Annotated in this window: 11 protein-coding genes; 10 read left to right on the top strand and 1 reads right to left on the bottom strand. The window is 68.4% G+C overall.

The features are described 5' to 3' along the window. The first annotated feature begins 111 nt into the window (after positions 1–111). Together K343_RS0100940 and K343_RS0100935 are read left to right on the top strand one after the other, a co-directional pair. Positions 112–3,099 carry a discoidin domain-containing protein gene (locus K343_RS0100940; protein WP_028006481.1) on the top strand — a complete coding sequence of 996 codons (2,988 nt, stop codon included), beginning with the start codon at positions 112–114 and terminating at the stop codon, positions 3,097–3,099. A gap of 1 nt (position 3,100) precedes the next feature. After that, complete coding sequence (locus K343_RS0100935) at positions 3,101–6,364, top strand: GH36-type glycosyl hydrolase domain-containing protein (protein WP_028006480.1); 3,264 nt, start codon at positions 3,101–3,103, stop codon at positions 6,362–6,364. Here K343_RS0100935 and K343_RS0100930 read toward each other — a convergent pair. Beyond that, entirely contained in the window at positions 6,357–8,057 is a 1,701-nt protein-coding gene (locus K343_RS0100930) for an ABC transporter ATP-binding protein/permease (protein WP_028006479.1), read from the bottom strand. The genes K343_RS0100935 and K343_RS0100930 overlap by 8 nt on opposite strands. A gap of 277 nt (positions 8,058–8,334) precedes the next feature. Here K343_RS0100930 and K343_RS23780 point away from each other — a divergent pair, with 277 nt between their 5' ends. From K343_RS23780 to K343_RS0100895, 8 genes are all read left to right on the top strand, one after another. After that, a complete protein-coding gene (locus tag K343_RS23780; protein WP_161628842.1) occupies positions 8,335–8,706 on the top strand; it encodes a c-type cytochrome in 372 nt (123 codons plus the stop codon). 342 nt (positions 8,707–9,048) lie between these two features. Next, positions 9,049–9,921, top strand: coding sequence for a transporter (locus tag K343_RS0100920; RefSeq protein WP_051277804.1), 873 nt, complete (start codon positions 9,049–9,051; stop codon positions 9,919–9,921). A gap of 7 nt (positions 9,922–9,928) precedes the next feature. Further along, the gene (locus tag K343_RS24295) at positions 9,929–10,105 is read left to right on the top strand and encodes a hypothetical protein (protein WP_154662410.1); all 177 of its coding nucleotides are present in this window, start codon (positions 9,929–9,931) and stop codon (positions 10,103–10,105) included. Beyond that, positions 10,102–11,538: an aldehyde dehydrogenase gene (gene aldA / locus K343_RS0100915; RefSeq protein ID WP_028006476.1), complete on the top strand. Its 1,437-nt coding sequence runs from the start codon at positions 10,102–10,104 to the stop codon at positions 11,536–11,538. The genes K343_RS24295 and aldA overlap by 4 nt, the downstream gene beginning before the upstream one ends. Before the next feature lie 53 nt (positions 11,539–11,591). Beyond that, positions 11,592–13,769: a PQQ-dependent dehydrogenase, methanol/ethanol family gene (locus K343_RS0100910; RefSeq protein ID WP_043111807.1), complete on the top strand. Its 2,178-nt coding sequence runs from the start codon at positions 11,592–11,594 to the stop codon at positions 13,767–13,769. Positions 13,770–14,021: 252 nt separating this feature from the next. Beyond that, positions 14,022–14,957 (top strand): PD40 domain-containing protein, encoded by a 936-nt coding sequence (locus tag K343_RS20300; protein ID WP_051277803.1) that lies wholly within the window; start codon positions 14,022–14,024, stop codon positions 14,955–14,957. Positions 14,958–15,140: 183 nt separating this feature from the next. Then, on the top strand, positions 15,141–15,347 hold the full coding sequence (locus K343_RS0100900) for a hypothetical protein (RefSeq protein ID WP_154662408.1): 207 nt from the start codon (positions 15,141–15,143) through the stop codon (positions 15,345–15,347). Continuing rightward, the gene (locus tag K343_RS0100895; RefSeq protein ID WP_028006473.1) at positions 15,344–17,812 is read left to right on the top strand and encodes an AAA family ATPase; all 2,469 of its coding nucleotides are present in this window, start codon (positions 15,344–15,346) and stop codon (positions 17,810–17,812) included. Before K343_RS0100900 ends, K343_RS0100895 begins: the two co-directional genes overlap by 4 nt. The last annotated feature ends 7 nt before the right edge of the window (positions 17,813–17,819 follow it).

Here is a 17,819-nt window from a genome sequence, read left to right as displayed (position 1 = left end):
CCCATTTTTCATCTTCGCTTCAAGAATGTTTTTCGGCGCACGCGCCGCCCGTCGTTCCGGCTTGACGGCGATCCATGCGCGACCCGCGGCCGGCCATTAATCTGCTGCGTCATGTCCCACAACATCGCCCCCGCCGATCTGCTCGACGTCGCCAGCTGGCGCCGCATCACGCCGGGCACCGCCCAGCTCGCACTGACGCAGGCCCGTGTCGCCGAACGCCCCGCCCTGCGCCTGGCCTTCGACTTCCTCGACGGCAGCGGCTATGTCATTGCCCATCGCGACTGGCACCGGCGCATGCCGGAGACCTACACCCTGGTGCTGCGCCTGCGCGGACAGGGTCCGCTGAACCATCTCGAAATCAAGTTCGCCGACCCGAGCGGCCTCAATGTCTGGCGCCACGTCCTGCACGATCTGCAGCTGCCGGCGCGCTGGCATCGCATCCGCATTCCGAGCAGCGCGATCCCGTTCGCCTGGGGCCCGGCCAGCGGCGGACGGCTCGAAGAACTCGGCTCGATCGAGTTCGCCGTGGTCGCCGGCGAAGGCGGACGCGGCACGCTCAGCATCGCCGACGTCGAACTGATCGACGAAACGGTGCGCACCGCGCCGAAAGCCGTCACGTCGAGCGGACACACGCCGCTCGACGGCGCCACGCCGCTGACGCTCGACTGGCAGCCGGACCGCGCCGATACCGCGCCCTGGCTCGCGCTCGACCTGCACACGCCGCGTGAGCTCGGTGGCCTGCAGCTCGACTGGCACGGCGGCGCGCCGGCGCGCGGCTTTCGGGTGCGCATCTCGGCCAGCGGCCGGCGCTGGCAGACCGTCTACGCCACCGATCGCGCCGGCGGCGAGCGCAGTTACGTGTTCCTGCCGGGGCTGCGCACGCGGCATCTGCGCATCGAAGTGCACGAATCGTCACCCGGCGCTCACCTGCAGCTGCAGGATTTCGAGTTCTCGCGCTCGCTCGAATCGTTCTGGCAGCACATCGCGCAGCACGAGCCGCGCGGCTGGCATCCGCGCTGGCTGCATCGCGAGCAGCGGCCGTGGACGCCGACCGGCAGCGCGCACGGCCACGACTGCGCACTGCTGTCGGCCGACGGCAGCGTCGAACCGCAACGCGGCGCCTACACGCTGGAGCCGATGCTGTGGATCGGCGGCCACCTGTACACCTGGGCCGACGTGCAGACCCGTCCGGCGCTGAAAGCCGGCTGGATGCCGCAGCCGAGCGTGAACTGGGAGCACGAGCGCTGGCATCTGCAGATCGAGCTCGACGTCGACACGCAGGGCACGCCGCGCGTGCACTATCGTTTCGCGCATGACGGCGCCAGCCCGCTCGCGGCGCGGCTGTTCGTCGTGCTGCGGCCGTTCCAGGTCACGCCGCCGTGGCAGCACTTCGACGAGATCGGCGGCGTGCGGCCGATCCGCACGCTGGCCTGGCGCGACGGCGCCGTCGAGATCGACGGCCGGGCGCGCGTGCGGCCCCGACAGGCCCCGACACGCTTCGGCGCGCAAAACTTCGCGCAGGGCCCGATCGCCGCGAGCCTCGCCGGCGGCGACGTGCCGGCCGCCGCGCAAACGGAGGACGCGTTCAGCTTCGCCAGCGGCGCGCTGCGCTTCGACCTCGCGCCGGCCGCCGGCGAGACCGCCGAAGTGACGCTGTACTGCCCCGCCGAGACCGCCGAATGGAGCGACGGCGACGCCGCCACGCGCCCGGCCTACGACTGGAACACGCTGTTCGACACCTCGCGCTGGTCGGCGCCCGGCTGGGGCGGCGACGCGCTGCGCTGCATGCACACGGCCGCCGCGCACATCCTCGTCACGCGCAGCGGCGCGGCGCTGCAGCCGGGGCCGCGCCGCTACACGCGCGCGTGGATCCGCGACGGCGCGACGATGGGCGGCGCGCTGCTGCGCATGGGCATCGACGCGCCGGTGCGCGAGTTCGTCGACTGGTATGCGCCCTACCAGCGCGCCGACGGCTTCGTGCCCTGCTGCATCGACCGCAACGGCCCGGACTGGCTGGTCGAGCATGACAGCCACGGCCAGCTCGTCGCCCTGATCGCCGATCTCTACCGCTTCGGCGGCGACCGCGCCGCGCTCGACCGCCACTGGCCGCATCTGGAACGCGCGCTCGCCTGCATCGAAAACCTGCTCGACGACAGCGGCCTGCTGCCGCGCTCGGCGAGCCACGAAGGCTATCTCGGCAATCCCTCGCACTCGTACTGGGACGACTTCTGGGCGCTGCGCGCACTGCGCGACGGCGGCCATCTCGCCGCGCTGCGCGGCCGCGCCGACCTCGCCCGCCACTGGCAGGCGCTCTACGAGCGGCTGGCCACCGCGACGCTGGCGTCGATCCGCAAGACCCGCGCCGACCATGGCATCGACTACGTGCCCGGCAGCGTCGAGAACCACGACCTCGACCCGACCGCCACCGCCGACGGCATCTCGCGGCTCGAAGTGCCGCCGGGCCTCGACCGCACCGCCATCAACCGCACCTTCGACCGCTACCTCGACAACTGGCGCGCACGGCGCGACGGCACGCTGGCCTGGTCCAACTACACGCCGTACGAGATCCGCATCATCGGCGCGCTCGTGCGCCTCGGCCGTCGCGACGACGCGCTCGATCTGCTGCGCTACTTTCTCGACGAGCGCGATCCGCCGGCCTGGAACCAGTGGCCCGAAATCGTCTGGCGCGAGCGCGGCGCACCGGCGCACCTCGGCGACCTGCCGCATACCTGGATCGCCGCCGAGTACGTGCTCGCGCTACGCGCGCTGTTCGTCTACGAAAGCGATCTCGAACAGGCGCTGGTGCTCGGCGCCGGCCTCGCGCCCGAATGGCTCGACGGCGACGGCGTGCAGGTCCGCGACGTGCCGACCGGCGCCGGCGCGCTGCGCTACGTCCTGCGCCGCCTCGGCGACGGCAGCCTGCACTGCGAGATCGGCGGCGGCGTGCACGGCGCGCTGGTCCTGCGGCCGCCGCTCGGCGGCGCCGCGATCGTCGCCGTCGACGCCGAAGACGGCGGCGAATTCCACTTCGACGCGCAGTCCGTGACGCTGGCCTCGGCGCCGGCGCGCCTGCGCCTCCATCTCACGAAGACCGACTGACATGAACGCTCCATCGGCGATCCCGCTGCACGAACTCGCGCGCGGCGAGTACCGCGTCCACCTCGGCGAGGCCGGCGGCGGCGGCTCGCTGTGGAACGGCCTGGCGCTGAACCGCTGGGCCGCGGACCCCGTCGAGGATGCGCACGGCTTCTTCATCTATCTGCGCGATCTCGACGACGGCCGCCTCTGGTCGGCGGCGCAGCGACCGACGGCGACCGTGCCCGAGCACTACGCCTTCGACGCCCAGCCGCAGCGCCTGCGCATCGCGCGTCGCGACGCCGGCATCGCGACGACGCTCGACGTCGAGCTGATCGACGACAGCGTCGAACGCCGCCGCCTGCAGCTGCGCAACGACTCACCACGCCGCCGCCGCCTCGAGCTGACCAGCCTGCTCGAAGTCGCGCTGGCGCCGCCGCAGGCCGATCTCGGCCATCCCGCGTTCCTCAAGCTGTTCGTGCAGACCGCGTGGCAGGCCGCGCCCGCCGCCCTGTTCGCGCAGCGCCGGCCGCGCGCCGCCGGCGAGCACTGGCCGACCTTGTTCCACACGCTGCGCGGCGCGCCGATCCTGCAGTGGGAGACCGACCGCGCGCGCTGCATCGGCCGCGGCCGCAGCGTCGCGCAGCCGGCGCTCGACCTGCACGGCAGCGTCGGCAACGTACTCGACGCCGCGTTCTGCCTGCGCACGCAGATCGAGCTCGCGCCCGGCGAGACGCGCACGCTGGACTTCCTGCTCGGCGCCGCCGCCGATCCCGACGGCGCACGCATGCTGCTGCAACGTCACGCCGCCGATGCCAGCGCCGCCGCGCCGGCCACGGACACCGGCCTTGCGACCTGCGCGATCCGCTCCGGCTTCAGCGCCGACGGTCGCGAATACCGCATCACGCTCGAAGCCGGCGACGACGGCCTGCGCCTGCCGCCGATGCCGTGGATCAACGTCATCGCCAATCCGCGCTTCGGCACGCTGCTCAGCGAAACCGGTGCGGCCTGCACCTGGGCCGGCAACAGCCAGGCCGGGCGCCTGACGCCCTGGGCCAACGACCCGATCGGCGATCCGCATGACGAAGCCCTCTACCTGCGCGACGAGGACGACGGCCGCCGCTGGTCGCCGCTGCCGGGACCGCTGCCGGCCGCGCAGTCCTACGAGGTCCATCACGGCTTCGGCTACTCGCGCTACGAACTGCGGGCCGACGACCTGCACCACGAGACCACGGTCTTCGTCGCCGCGCAGGACCCGCTCAAGCTGGTGCGCTTGCGCCTGCGCAACGACGGCGCGCGGCCGCGTCGCCTGTCGCTGTTCGCCTACCAGCGCCTCGTCCTCGGCACGCTGCCGGACGCCGCCGGCGTGCACAGCTGGCACGCCGACGGCGTGCTCTGCGCGCAGCGCGACGGCGGCCCGATCGCGTTCGCGCTGGCGCTCGGCGGCGGCGAAACGCTCGGCGCTGCCGCCGACCGCGCGCACTTCCTCGGCATTGGCGGCAGCCCGCGCGCACCGCGCGCGCTCGGCGACGCACGCCTCGACGGCCCGTTCGGCGCCGGGCTCGATCCCTGTTTCGCGCAGCAGATCGGACTGCATCTGCCGCCCGGCGGCAGCATCGATTGCTGCATCGCGCTCGGCGCCGCCGCCGACGCCGATGAACTCGAACGCCTGCTGGTCGCGTACCGGCGACCCGGTGCGGTCGATGCCGCCTGGGCCGCCGTCAGCGCCGCGTGGCGCGACGGGCTCGACGGCCTGCGTGTGCAGACGCCGGCGCCGGAGATCGACGCGATGCTCAACGGCTGGCTGCCGTATCAGACGCTGTCCTGCCGCATCCACGGCCGCAGCGCGCTGTATCAGTCGAGCGGCGCCTACGGCTTCCGCGACCAGTTGCAGGATGCCGGCAACCTGAGCCTGCTGTGGCCGCAGCTGACGCGCGCGCAGATCCTGCTGCACGCCAGCCGCCAGTTCGCCGAGGGCGACGTGCTGCACTGGTGGCACGAAGAAACGCCGCCGCGCGGCGTGCGCACGCGCTTCTCCGACGATCTGCTGTGGCTGCCGTTCGTGGCGCTGCGCTACGTGCGCGAAACCGGCGACGCCACCGTGCTCGATGAGCTGGTGCCGTTTCTCAGCGGCGCCCCGCTCGCCACCGGCGAGGACGAGCGCTACGCGGCGTTCGCCAGCGGCACCGAAAGCGCGAGCGTCTACGAACATTGCGCGCGCGCCATCGAGCGCTCGCTGAGCGCCGGCGCGCACGGCCTGCCGCTGATGGGCACCGGCGACTGGAACGACGGCATGAACCGCGTCGGCCGCGAGGGTCGCGGCGAGAGCGTGTGGCTGGGCTTCTTCCTTTGCGAAATCCTGGCCGGCTTCATCCCGCTCGCCCGCGCGCGCGGCGACGTCGCCCGCGCGCAGCGCTGCGCCGCCTACCGCGAACGGCTCGCGCTGGCGCTCAACGACAGCGGCTGGGACGGCGCTTGGTATCGCCGCGCCTACTACGACGACGGCACGCCGCTCGGCACGCACAGCGCATCCGAATGCCGCATCGACGGCCTCGCGCAGGCCTGGGCAGTGCTGTCCGGCATCGCGCCGCCGGCCCGCGCCGCGCAGGCGATGGACGCCGTCGAGGCGCAGCTCGTCGACGACGAGCACGGCCTGATCCGCCTGCTGACGCCGGCCTTCGTCGACGCCGCCGAAGACCCCGGCTACATCAAGGGCTACGTCGCCGGCGTGCGCGAGAACGGCGGCCAGTACACGCACGCGGCCTGCTGGATGGTCGCCGCCTTGGCCGCGCTCGGCCGCCGCGATCGCGCCGCCGCGCTGCTCGCGCGGCTCGGACCGCTGTGGCACACGCGCGACGCCGAGGCGATCGCCCGCTATCAGGTCGAGCCCTACGTGATCGCCGCCGACATCTACAGCGTCGCCCCGCATGCCGGCCGCGGCGGCTGGACCTGGTACACCGGCTCGGCCGGCTGGGCCTACCGCGTCGCGATCGAATCGGTGCTCGGCCTGTCGCTCGAAGACGGCCGCACGCTGCGCCTGCAGCCCTGCGTGCCGGACGACTGGCCCGGCTATCGCATCGACTACCGTGTTCCCGGCCGTGCGACGCGCTACGCGATCGAGGTCCGCAACCCGCGACGCTGCGCCGCAACGGTGATCGCGGCGACGCTCGACGGCGCCGCGCTGGCGATCGAGAACGGCGTCGCCCGCGTGCCGCTGCGCGACGACGGCGGCACGCACCGCGTCACGCTCGAACTCGGCGCCGCCGAGGGACGCGCGCCGCCTACCTGACGGCGCTCAGCGGCCGCCAGCTCCAGCGGCCTTCGCCGTCGATGTCGAGCAGCGCGTTGAAGTGGCCGCCGGCCACGTCCTCGGGCTTGCCGAGCACGAGGTAGCCGATGCCGCAGGCGGCGACCGCCTGCAGCACGCGGGCGACCTGGTCGGGATGGAACGCCAGGCTCATGCGGTCGAAGAACACGAACTGCGGGCGATCGAGCAGCACGCGCACGACCGCCATCGACAGCTGCTCGCCGGCACCGAGCAGACCGCTCCAGTCGTGCTCGGCGTCGAGGCCGCCGGCCTGCCGGACCGCGGCGTCGAGATGCATCTGTTCGAGCGCCGCCCAGATCTCGCTGTCGACGCCCGCGTCGCGGCCGTCGTCGCGGCGCAGCAGCTCGCGCACGCTGCCGCGCGGCAAAAACGGCATGTCGGGCACGAACAGCAGGCCCTCGGCGCCGGGACGGATGATGCGGCCCTGGCCCTCGCCTTCGGCCAGCAAGCCGGCGGTGGCCTTGAACAGCGCGACCTTGGCGTGGCCAAAGGTGCCGGTGACGAGCACCCGCGCACCGGCGTCGATCGCCAGCGTCAGCTGGTCGAGCAGCAGGCGGCCGTCGGGACGACGCAGGCTCAGGCCTTCGTAAGCCAGCCGGCCGTCCTCCTCGCGGATCTCAAGCGCGGTCGGATGCGGACCGGCCTGCTCCAGCGATTCCGCCAGCTTGCCGAGACGGCCGACCACCGCCGCGTAGGTCGAGATCGACTGGAACTGCGTGATGGCGATCGAGAACGCGCCCATCAGCGTCGAGAACGCCATCGCCGCCTGCGTGACGACGCCGAACTGCACCTCGCCGCGAATGAACATCGGCGCGACGATCAGCGTCGGGATGATCTGCACGAGGTAGTTGTAGCCGTTGGTGAAGCCGTTGAGGTTGCGGTTGATCGAGATCATCCGCCGCGTGTTGTCGACGATCGCGCCGAGCCGCTGCAGCAGCCGCCGGTGCTCGTGCTCCTCGCCGTGCGTCAGCGCCAGCGGCGCGGCGTTGTCGCGGACCAGGATCAGCTCGGTGCGGAAGTTCGCTTCCTTGTCGAGCTGCGCGCTGTTGAGGCCGATCAGGCGCCGGCCGAGCAGCACCGCGATCAGCGAGCCGACCAGCGCGTAGGTGACGGCGACGATGAACAGCTGCGGACTGATCGACCACAGCACGCCGGAAAACGCGATGATCGTGAACGAGGCGTTGAGCACCAGCAGCAGGAACGACAGCGAGGTGGTCGTGAACGAGCGCACGTCCTCGGCGATGCGCTGGTCCGGGTTCGGCAGCTGGCCGTTTTCCTCGATGCGGAAATAGCGCCGCTGCGCGAGGTAGCGGTCGAGCAGCTGCCGCGTCTGCCAGGTGCGCCACAGCAGCGCCAGCCGTTCCTCCAGATAGCGCCAGGTCACGGCCACGACCGTCGAGGCGGCGAATACCGCCACGTACAGCCAGGCCTCGCGGATGAAAGCGGCGAAATCGCGACGCTCGATCGCCGACATGAAGTCGCGGCCGACATAGCTGTTCAGCACGTTGAGCGCGTTGAACGAGATCAGCGAGGCGACCAGCAGGCCCAGCATCGCCAGCGCCTTGAGGCCCTCCGGCGTCGCCACGAACAGCCGCAGATAGCGCGCGACGCGCAGCCAGGCCTCGCGGCCGAAGCGTTCGCCGTTGCCGTTCATCGCCGGGAGCCGCCGCGGACCGGCGTCCAGGCACGGCGCTGCGGCACCTCAGGGCCGGCCTCGGGTAGCGGCCGGCGGGCCGGAGCAGCGGAGCCAGGGTGCATGCGGTCGCGAAAAAGTGATGCGCAGGAAGGGCGCCGCGGCATTCTCGCCGCAAGGCCGCAGGCGCAGCAATCGCGAAAGCCGCAGCCCGGGATTGACCGTCGTCATGGCGTCGCAGATGGCGGCAGCTATGATAGGAAGGCCACAAGGCAAAATAACTCTGGGAGGAGCGACCATGCGGATTCTGGTTTCATCTGCACTGCTGATGCTGGCAGCCGCCGGCCCCGCGTTCGCGGCCGACAAGTCGGCCGAAAAGCCGTCCGAGCCGATGAGCCCGGGCGAGGCGCTGGCCAACGAGAAGGACTGCCTGCGCTGCCACGGCGTGCGCCACGAAGTGATCGGTCCGTCGTTCCTCGAAATCGCGCGCCGCAACCGTTCGCGCAAGAACGGCGACATCTTCCTGCGCGACGCGGTCGCGCACGGCACCGAGATGCACTGGAAGAGCGGCCCCTGGCCGGGCCAGATGCCAGCGCCGGCGGTGCGCGGCGTCAAGCTCTCGGACGAGGACGTCAAACAGCTGGTCGACTGGATCCTGAGCCTGAAGTAAGGCTTTCCCCGCCAGCCGGGCGGACGCCGAGCGGCGCCGTCCGGCTTTTTCTTGCGTGGCGCGCGCCGCAGGCGAGCGGCCCGCCGCCGCTTCCATCCCCCTGAATTGCTGTCGCCGCCGCTGCGACAGCTGCCGCGGCGCACGCGCCGAGCTGCGACATCTGGCGCGCACGGCCGCCCAGGCCGGCCGCCTCGCCTTTCAGACAAACCTCCTGGATTCATGAGCTTGCCGTGAGGGCGCAACGTGCCCGCGGCATGGCACGGGCGTTGCCCTCCTGCCGGCACAAAGCCGGAAGCGCCCGCGCAGCGCTCCGGCATCAGAAGCCAAACAGGAGGAGCAACGATGCCGTTTTCATCCCGGGCCGCCCGCGGCCTGACCCTTGCCGGACGCAGCCTCGCGGCGCTCGCCGGCCTGTACGCCGGCCACGCCGCCGCCGACACGACCTTCGACGTGATCGGCCCGCGCGAATACGAGCTGCCGGTCGACTTCCAGCCGTTCAACGTCTTCGTGCAGTACGCGATGGTCCAGAACGACGACCGCGCCTTCGACGCCGACGGCGACCGCGTCGACGGCTCCGGCCTCGAACGGCTGGTCGGCATGTCCAAGTACGTACGCTTCTGGACGCCCGGCTTCGACCGCCGCATCGGTCTGGCCTGGGAGGTGATCGTGCCGGAGGTGTCGATCCGCGACCGCGCGGCGGCGAGCGCCGACGAACGCCAGGCCAGCGGCCTCGGCGATCCGCTGACCGGCTTCGCGGTCTGGTTCAAGCCCGGCGAAGGCGCGACGCTCGGTTTCCAGTCCTTCCTGCAGATGCCGGTCGGCAGCGACGAGGTCAGCGACAGCAACTGGAAGAACCTCAGCTCGCTGTTCTGGGATCTGCGTCTGCCGGCCAGGCTCGGCTGGACCGCCGATGCCGGCTTCGTCTACCAGAGCCGCCGCACGCACGACCGCGTGCGCCCCGGCCTCAACTGGCATACCAACCAGCGCTTCGCCTGGCGCGCGACCGAGCTGTTCGAGCCCTATCTCGCGCTCGACGCCGAGTACAGCGACGGCCGCGACGGCCTGGCCAGCGGCTGGGTCGTCGACGCCGGCCCCGGCCTGATGCTGCACACCTTCGAGAACCAGTCGCTCAGCCTGCGCTACTCGACCAGCCTCGGCGGCAGGAACCATGTCGTCAACAACAGCGCCAACCTGAAGTACGCATATGCCTGGTGAGCGCACGGTGCAGCGCAACGTTGCCCGTCATGGCGCGGCGGCGCAGGCGACGACGCCGTCCCGCACCGCCATCCCCGAACGCAGGACTGCATCGCCGCGGCCGCTGCGCGGCTTCGCGATGACCGATGCCGTCCGCGCCTGCGTCGCCTTCCCCTTCAACCCCCAGAGTCCGGAGTCCGCATGACCGACTATCAGAACTACATCGACGGCCGCTTCGTCGCCGCCGACCACGCGCAATGGATCGAGGTCGAGAATCCCGCGACGCATGAAGTGCTCGCGCGCGTTCCCGACAGCGACACGGCAAGCGTCGACGCCGCCGTCGCCGCCGCCCGCCGCGCGCAGCCCGCGTGGGAGAAGCTGCCGGCGATCCAGCGCGCCGGCCTGCTGCGCCAGATCTCGGCCAAGGTCCGCGAGCAGCGCACGCGCCTGGCCGCGATCATCGTCGCCGAGCAGGGCAAGACGCAGGGCCTCGCGCAGGTCGAGGTCGACTTCACCGCCGACTACATCGACTACATGGCCGAGTGGGCCCGGCGCCTCGAAGGCGAAGTGCTGAGCTCCGACCGCGCCGGCGAGAGCATCTTCCTGCTGCGCAAGCCGCTCGGCGTGGTCGCCGGCATCCTGCCGTGGAACTTCCCGTTCTTCCTGATCGCGCGCAAGCTCGCGCCGGCGCTCATCACCGGCAACACCATCGTCATCAAGCCGAGCGAGGAAACGCCGATCAACGCCTACGAGTTCGCCAGGCTCGTGGCCGAAACGGAGTTGCCGGCCGGCGTGTTCAACCTCGTCGGCGGCCGCGGCGCGACGACCGGCAGCGCGCTGTCGACGCACCGCGACATCGACCTCGTCACCTTCACCGGCAGCGTCGCGACCGGCACGCGCATCATGCAGGGCGCGGCCGCGAACCTGACGCGCGTCAATCTCGAACTCGGCGGCAAGGCGCCGGCCATCGTCCTCGCCGACGCCGATCTCGATCTGGCGGCCAAAGCCATCTACGACTCGCGCGTCATCAACACCGGCCAGGTCTGCAACTGCGCCGAGCGCGTCTATGTCGACAAGAAAGTCGAGGGCGCGCTGGTCGAGCGGCTCGCCAAGCTGATGAAGGCCACGCGCTACGGCGATCCGGGCCAGACGCCCGATCTGGAAATGGGCCCGCTGATCAACCGCGCGGCGCGCGACAAGCTGGTCGGCGTCGTCGAACGCGCGATCGCGGCCGGCGCGCAGCTCGTCACCGGCGGCAAGGTCGCCGACATCGAGCAGGGCTGGCACTACGAACCGACGCTGCTCGCCGGCTGCCGCAGCGGCTCGGAAATCATGACGAAGGAAACCTTCGGTCCGGTGCTGCCGGTGCAGGCCGTCGACGGTCTCGACGAAGCCATCGAACTCGCCAACGCCACCGACTACGGCCTGACCTCTTCGATCTACACGCGCGACCTCGCGTCGGCGTTCCGCGCCGTCAACGCGCTGAAGTTCGGCGAGACCTACATCAACCGCGAGAACTTCGAGGCGATGCAGGGCTTCCACGCCGGGCGCAAGAAATCCGGCATCGGCGGCGCCGACGGCAAGCACGGGCTCTACGAGTTCACCGAGACGCACGTCGTCTACCTCAACCACGGCTGACGCGCATGCAGCACCACAACAGCGGTATCCCAAAGTCCTCAGAGGAGAAGCCCATGCAGCACACGAACCCCCACCCGGCCGCGCCGGCGCGCGCGCGATCCGCGCGCCCGCTGCGCGCGCTGGGCCTGATGCTCGGCACGGCCGCGTTCGCGCTAGCCGCCGCCGCGCCGGCCGCGCCCCGTCCGCCGGCCGACGTCGACGGCGCGCGCATCGTCAATGCCGATGCTGAACCCGGCAACTGGATGAGCACCGGCCGCACCTACGACGAGCAGCGCTACAGCCCGCTCAAGCAGATCACCGACGCCAACGTGAACAAGCTGGGCCTCGCCTGGCAGTACAAGCTCGACTACGACCGCGGCGTCGAGGCGACGCCGATCGTCGTCGACGGCGTGATGTACACCACCGGCTCGTTCTCGGTGCTCTACGCCTTCGACGCGGCGAGCGGCAAGCTGCTGTGGAAGGGCGACCCGAAGGTCGACCGCTTCAAGGCCGGCGAGTTCTGCTGCGACGCCGTCAACCGCGGCCCGGCGGTCTGGAAAGGCAAGGTTTTCGTCGGCACCAACGACGGCCGCCTCGTCGCCTGGAACGCCAAGGACGGCAGCAAGGCCTGGGACGTCGACACCGTCGAAGATCACTCGCGCAGCTACGGCATCACCGGCGCGCCGCGCGTGGTCAAGGGCAAGGTCATCATCGGCAACGGCGGCGCCGAGTTCGGCGTGCGCGGTTACGTGACCGCCTACGACGCCGAGACCGGCAAGAAGCTGTGGCGCTTCTATACGGTGCCCGGTGATCCGAGCAAGCCGCAGGAAACGCCCGAGCTCGACATGGCGGTCAAGACCTGGACCGGCACCCAATGGTTCGAGCAGGGCGGCGGCGGCACCGCCTGGGACTCGATGGCCTACGACCCGGAGCTGGACCTGCTCTACATCGGCACCGGCAACGCCTCGATGTGGAACTACTCGCTGCGTTCCGAAGCCAAGGGCGACAACCTGTTCCTGTCGTCGATCGTCGCGGTCAAGCCGGATACCGGCAAGTACGTCTGGCACTACCAGACCACGCCGGGCGACGCCTGGGACATGACCGCCACGCAGCACATGATCCTGGCCACGCTGAAGATCGACGGCAAGGACCGCAAGATCATCATGCAGGCGCCGAAGAACGGCTTCTTCTACGTGATCGACCGCGAGACCGGCAAGCTGATCTCGGCCGAGAAGTACGCGCCGGTGAACTGGGCCGATCGCATCGACCTGAAGACCGGCCGCCCGGTGTTCAACGACGAAGCCAAGTACTGGGAGAAGAAGGGCCCGGTGCTGGTGAAGCCCGGCTTCTGGGGCGGCCATGACTGGCAGCCGATGTCGTACAACCCGACCACCGGCCTGGTCTACATCCCCAAGCACGTGTTCGCCGTCGAGTACGAGAACAACCCGGACTACAAGTACCTCAAGAACAAGAAGCACTTCTACCAGCTCGGCGTCGGCGCCGCGGCGATGGGCGATGCCGACAAGGACATGCAGAAGTGGTCCGATCAATGGACCGGCGCGCTGCTGGCCTGGGACCCGGTGAAGCAGAAGAAGGTCTGGGAAGTGCCGTACGTGACCATCTTCAACGGCGGCACGCTGTCCACTGCCGGCAACCTCGTCTTCGAAGGCACGGCCGACGGCCGCGTCGTCGCCTACCGCGCCACCGACGGCAAGAAGCTGTGGGAATCGCCGGCGCAGTCCGGCGTGATGGCGGCGCCGGTGACGTATGACGTCAACGGCGAGCAGTACGTCGCCTTCATGGTCGGCTGGGGCGGCGCGTTCTCGACCTTCGCCGGGCAGGCCTCGCTGAAAGCCGGCGTGAAGCCGTACGCGCAGGTACTGGTCTACAAGCTCGGCGGCACCGCCAAGCTCAAGCCGGCCGTCTATCCGGAACTCAAGGCCCCGGAACCGCCGAAGCAGACCGCGAGCGCCGAGCAGATCGCACACGGCAAGGACGTCTTCAACGGCCACTGCTCGCAGTGCCACGGCATCAACGCCGTGTCCGGCGGCGTCGTGCCCGACCTGCGCCGCCTCAGCGCCGAGAAGCACAACATCTTCCCCGGCATCGTCATGGGCGCCTACAGCGACAAGGGCATGCCCTCCTTCGCCGGTGTACTGACGATGGACGAGATCGCCGACCTGCACGCGTACCTGATCAAGCGCGCCTACGACCTGCAGGCCGATCTCAAGAAAGATCCGAACGCCAAGTAAGTCTCTCCTGCGCACCCTGCGCATTCGCCGCGCCCCGGACTTCCGGGGCGCGGTTTTTTTTTGCGCGTTGTCGATCGTGATGCGGCGACCCGGTATCCGCGACCGCCGGCGATTCGTCATTGCGAGATCCCGAAGGCGCCGAAGCAATCCGGTGGCGCACCACGTGATCGACTCATCGGCTTGCCAAGGACAACACGCCGCCGCGCGGATCATGCCGCTGGAGGAATGACGGGCTCGGTGCGGCCTCACATAATGCCGACCACCCAATCGACCGACGGTGACGCCGTGCTGAAGACGCTGCTGAAGATTCCACTGACGGCCGTGCTGGCGGCCCTGGGCCTCACGGCGCTCCCGGCCGCGGCCGGTGATGACGCCGGCATCGCACCCGGCAGCAAGATCGCCTACATCGACGCCGTCGATCACGGCCAGACGCGGCACTGGCAGTTGGTGATCGCCGAGGCCGACGGCAGCGAACCGCGCGCCGTCATGCGCTCCGATGCCCTGCTGATGTCGCCGGCCTGGTCGCCGGACCGGCAGCGCATCGCCCTCGTCGCCTACGACCGCGGCCAGGCCGGCCTCTACCTCTACGAACTGGCGAGCGGCGCCCTCCGGCGCATCACGTTCCTGCCCGGCATCAACGGCTCGCCCGCGTGGTCGCCCGACGGCAATACGCTGGCGATGACGATCAGCGACGGCAAAGGCAACACCGACATCGCCCTGATCGACCCGCGCAAGGAAACCAAAACCTTCGCCGACGTCCGCAAGCTGACCGACTCGCCGGCCATCGACACCGAAGCCTCGTGGTCGCCGGACGGCCGCAGCATCGCCTTCACCTCCGACCGCAGCGGCACGCCGCAGATCTGGCTGATGAACGCCGACGGCAGCGAGCCACGCATGCTGACCCGCGAAGGCCAGAACATGCGCCCGCGCTGGTCGCCGGACGGAAAATCGATCGCCTACGTCAGCAACAGCGAAGGCCTGCTGCGCATCGCCCGCATCCGCATCTCGACCGGGCAGACCGAACTGCTGACCCAAGGCCCCCGCGACAGCGGACCCAGCTTCTCGCCGACCGGCGATGCGCTGCTCTACTCGCAGAGCGGCCATCTCGCCGTGCTGACGTTCGACGGCGTACCGCGGGTGATGATGAGCACGGCGACGGAGGTGCAGGAGACGGATTGGGTGCGGTGAGAGTGGGGCTGGGATTGGAGAGGCGGTTTTCAGCCCGAAGCGGACAGTTACAGTGCGCCCGATTGGGGGCGTGTCACAGTGCTTGGTGGGTTGGCGGCAACGCTCATCCATTTTCGGCTGGACGCCACAGGCAAAGACATGGCAGCTTCCTCTTGCATGAAGGCAAGGCTGAAGGGGAAAGCCATGACTGCGCCGCAAAACCCGTTCGACATTGATGACGCCAAGCTGGCAGATGACAACCTCATAGAGTTCGCCAAGAGCCTTGAGAAGCTCGATGCACCGTTGGCGGCTGTCCTGTCCGCAAGGCTGGCTGAATTAAGCCAGGGGACGCCCGTAAAGAATGACGACATCTGGAGCGAGTTGCTGACCGTCGCAGAGAAGAATTCATGAGCGGATGGTACATTCAGGAAGTCGCAATCGAGGGGCTCCGCGGCATCAATAACCAGGGCGCCCCCCTAGAACTGAAGTTCAAGACGGATCACGTCAACTCTGTGTTCGCGCCCAATGGAGTCGGTAAATCATCGATCTTCGAGGCGGTGCACTACGCGGTCTTCGGCAGAATTCCCAAACTCGATGATCTGCCGCTGACGGAGAAAGGCAAAGACTACTACTTGAACCGGTTTCACCCCGGCGCCATGGGGAAGATCTCGTTGGCGCTGATTCCCGCAGCCGGTGGTGCGGCCGTCAGGGTCACGGTAACCCGTGATGCTGCCGGAGCGCGAACCGTCAAGGCATCGCCGGGTGTCGACGGTGAGAAAATCCTCTCGGAACTTAGGCGGGAGTTTATTCTGCTCGACGGAAAAACGTTCCGCGAATTCATTGAGCTGAAGCCTACCGACCGCGGACGTTCCTTCGCGGGCTTGCTGGGGCTCCGGCCTTATTCGACGCTCAACCTCGCCTTGCAGAGCCTGTCCAATACACGGGCATTTAACAATTACTGTGGGGTGGCCACCAAAGACCAGGCGAAGGCCACGGCGACCGCCAGCCGAAGGGTTGCGGCCGAAAATATTGCGGCGGCTTATAAGAGTCTCGTGGGAGAAGACTTGGATCCTGCCTCCAAGGAGCCCGACCTACTCTTAAAGGCCTATTCCGCGCTCTGCGGCATCGAGCTTCTCAAGCAGTTGTGTTCCGGAAAAAAGTTCGAGGAGATCGATGCCAATGCCTGTAACGAAGCGGCCAAGAACGCCGAGGGCGGCCCCGAGCGCGATCGCCTTTCTGTCTTAGTCAAAGCTCAGACCGAATGGTTAGAAGCAATCGGAAAACTACCGACGGCCGAGATCATGGACCGGTTGGTTCTATGCTCGCAGGCACGCGACCAAGCCCTGCAGCAGACCCAAGGGGAGGTTTTCCGGGATCTCTATACCACGAGCGAACAGATTCTGGCGTCAGAGGTATGGACGGATAAGACCCACTGTCCAACCTGCGATCGCACCGGCCAGGATTCAGTCCTAGACTACGTCCGCAAGCGCTTGGATGTGTTCGAGGCTGTCAAGGACGCGGCAACGAAATTGGCGGGCGAATGGACAGCCGCCAATGTCCTTGCCTCGGCAAAGCTCGAGGGTGACTGCCTCGCGGCCGGAGAAATGCGTCTGATTGAAGCGGTTGGCAGAGCTGGCTCGCAGGGTGAGCTGACCGAAGCCCAGGCCAAGCAACTCAAGGACCGGGTCGAATTGATCCGGGCGCGCACCAAGGCGAAGCTCGACGAAATTGCCAAGGAAAAGACCGCGCTCGAAAAGAAGTTGCCGGAAAAGCTGACCATTGTCGTCGAGAAGATCGAAGCCGCCAGACGTTTGCAGACGAATCTACAAGTGCTGCGTAAGTCCGATGCTGATCTTAAGAAGCTCAACGAGCAAATCGCGGCCATCAATCGGGTCAAGGTCTTCCTGGATGCCGCATCGAGGCAGATCGCTGGTGCGGACTCTCGGGCAGCCGCTCGACGCCTCAAGGCTATCGAGCCAAAGTTCCGCGAATTCTTCCGCGCCATCATGCACGCGGATGTGGTGCCTGCTATTTCAAAAAAAACGGGATCGGAAGAACTGCACATTTCCCTCGCAGAGTTCTGGACATTGAAGGATCTGTCCGCGCCTGCGCTGCTGTCTGAGAGCTTTCGTAATGCCTTCGCGATTAGCGTTTATCTCGCGGCTGCAGCGCTGTATGCCGGCGATGCACGATTCCTGATCTTGGACGACATCACCTCGAGCTTCGATTCAGGGCACCAGTTCCTACTAATGAATGTGCTGCGCGACCAGTTCGCTCGTCCCGGCAATGCTGCGGGACCGCAGGTGATTATCCTTAGCCATGACACCGCCTTAGAAAAGCTTTTCAATACCCACAGCAATGGTGGCGGCTGGTACCACCAAAATATTCAGGGGACGCCGCGCACAGCGGTCCTGCCGCAGTCGAACGCGGTCACCAAAGTCCGAGATGCCACGATCGCACACCTGGATGCTGGCAACGTCGATGACGCCGCACCGCGCATCCGGCAGTACCTCGAATTTAAGCTCATGGAGGTCATCTCAAAGCTCAACATCGCTGTGCCGATAGAGATTGCCTTCAGCGACGATAAACGGATGGCAGGGAATCTCATCAGCGCTATCAAGGCCGAGGTCGAACTCCACGAGGCCGCCGGTAAGTTGATCCTTACGCCGGTGCAGAAGACGGGACTCAATACAGCGCTGGCGACCATTGTCGGCAACTACTTAGCCCACTGGTCGACTGGACAGCTTCATGCGTTCACAGCGGCAGCGCTGACAGGCGTCATGTCCTCAATCGAGGACTATTGCCGCTGCTTTCAGTTTGAAGATCCGCCTAGCTCTGGCTTCCGCTACTACAAGGCGCTCTCGAAAAAGGCTTAGATCACGC

It is taken from the genome of Solimonas flava DSM 18980 (assembly GCF_000426685.1).
GTDB lineage: Bacteria > Pseudomonadota > Gammaproteobacteria > Nevskiales > Nevskiaceae > Solimonas > Solimonas flava.
This window is presented reverse-complemented; position numbering and strand designations above follow the sequence as displayed.

Coding starts and splice junctions, on each gene's coding strand:
- aldA (WP_028006476.1), top strand. CDS start 10,102: ATGACCGACTATCAGAACTACATCGACGGCCGCTTCGTCGCCGCCGAC.
- K343_RS0100935 (WP_028006480.1), top strand. CDS start 3,101: ATGAACGCTCCATCGGCGATCCCGCTGCACGAACTCGCGCGCGGCGAG.
- K343_RS0100920 (WP_051277804.1), top strand. CDS start 9,049: ATGCCGTTTTCATCCCGGGCCGCCCGCGGCCTGACCCTTGCCGGACGC.
- K343_RS20300 (WP_051277803.1), top strand. CDS start 14,022: ATGCCGACCACCCAATCGACCGACGGTGACGCCGTGCTGAAGACGCTG.
- K343_RS23780 (WP_161628842.1), top strand. CDS start 8,335: ATGCGGATTCTGGTTTCATCTGCACTGCTGATGCTGGCAGCCGCCGGC.
- K343_RS0100910 (WP_043111807.1), top strand. CDS start 11,592: ATGCAGCACACGAACCCCCACCCGGCCGCGCCGGCGCGCGCGCGATCC.
- K343_RS0100895 (WP_028006473.1), top strand. CDS start 15,344: ATGAGCGGATGGTACATTCAGGAAGTCGCAATCGAGGGGCTCCGCGGC.
- K343_RS0100930 (WP_028006479.1), bottom strand. CDS start 8,057: ATGAACGGCAACGGCGAACGCTTCGGCCGCGAGGCCTGGCTGCGCGTC.
- K343_RS0100940 (WP_028006481.1), top strand. CDS start 112: ATGTCCCACAACATCGCCCCCGCCGATCTGCTCGACGTCGCCAGCTGG.
- K343_RS0100900 (WP_154662408.1), top strand. CDS start 15,141: ATGACTGCGCCGCAAAACCCGTTCGACATTGATGACGCCAAGCTGGCA.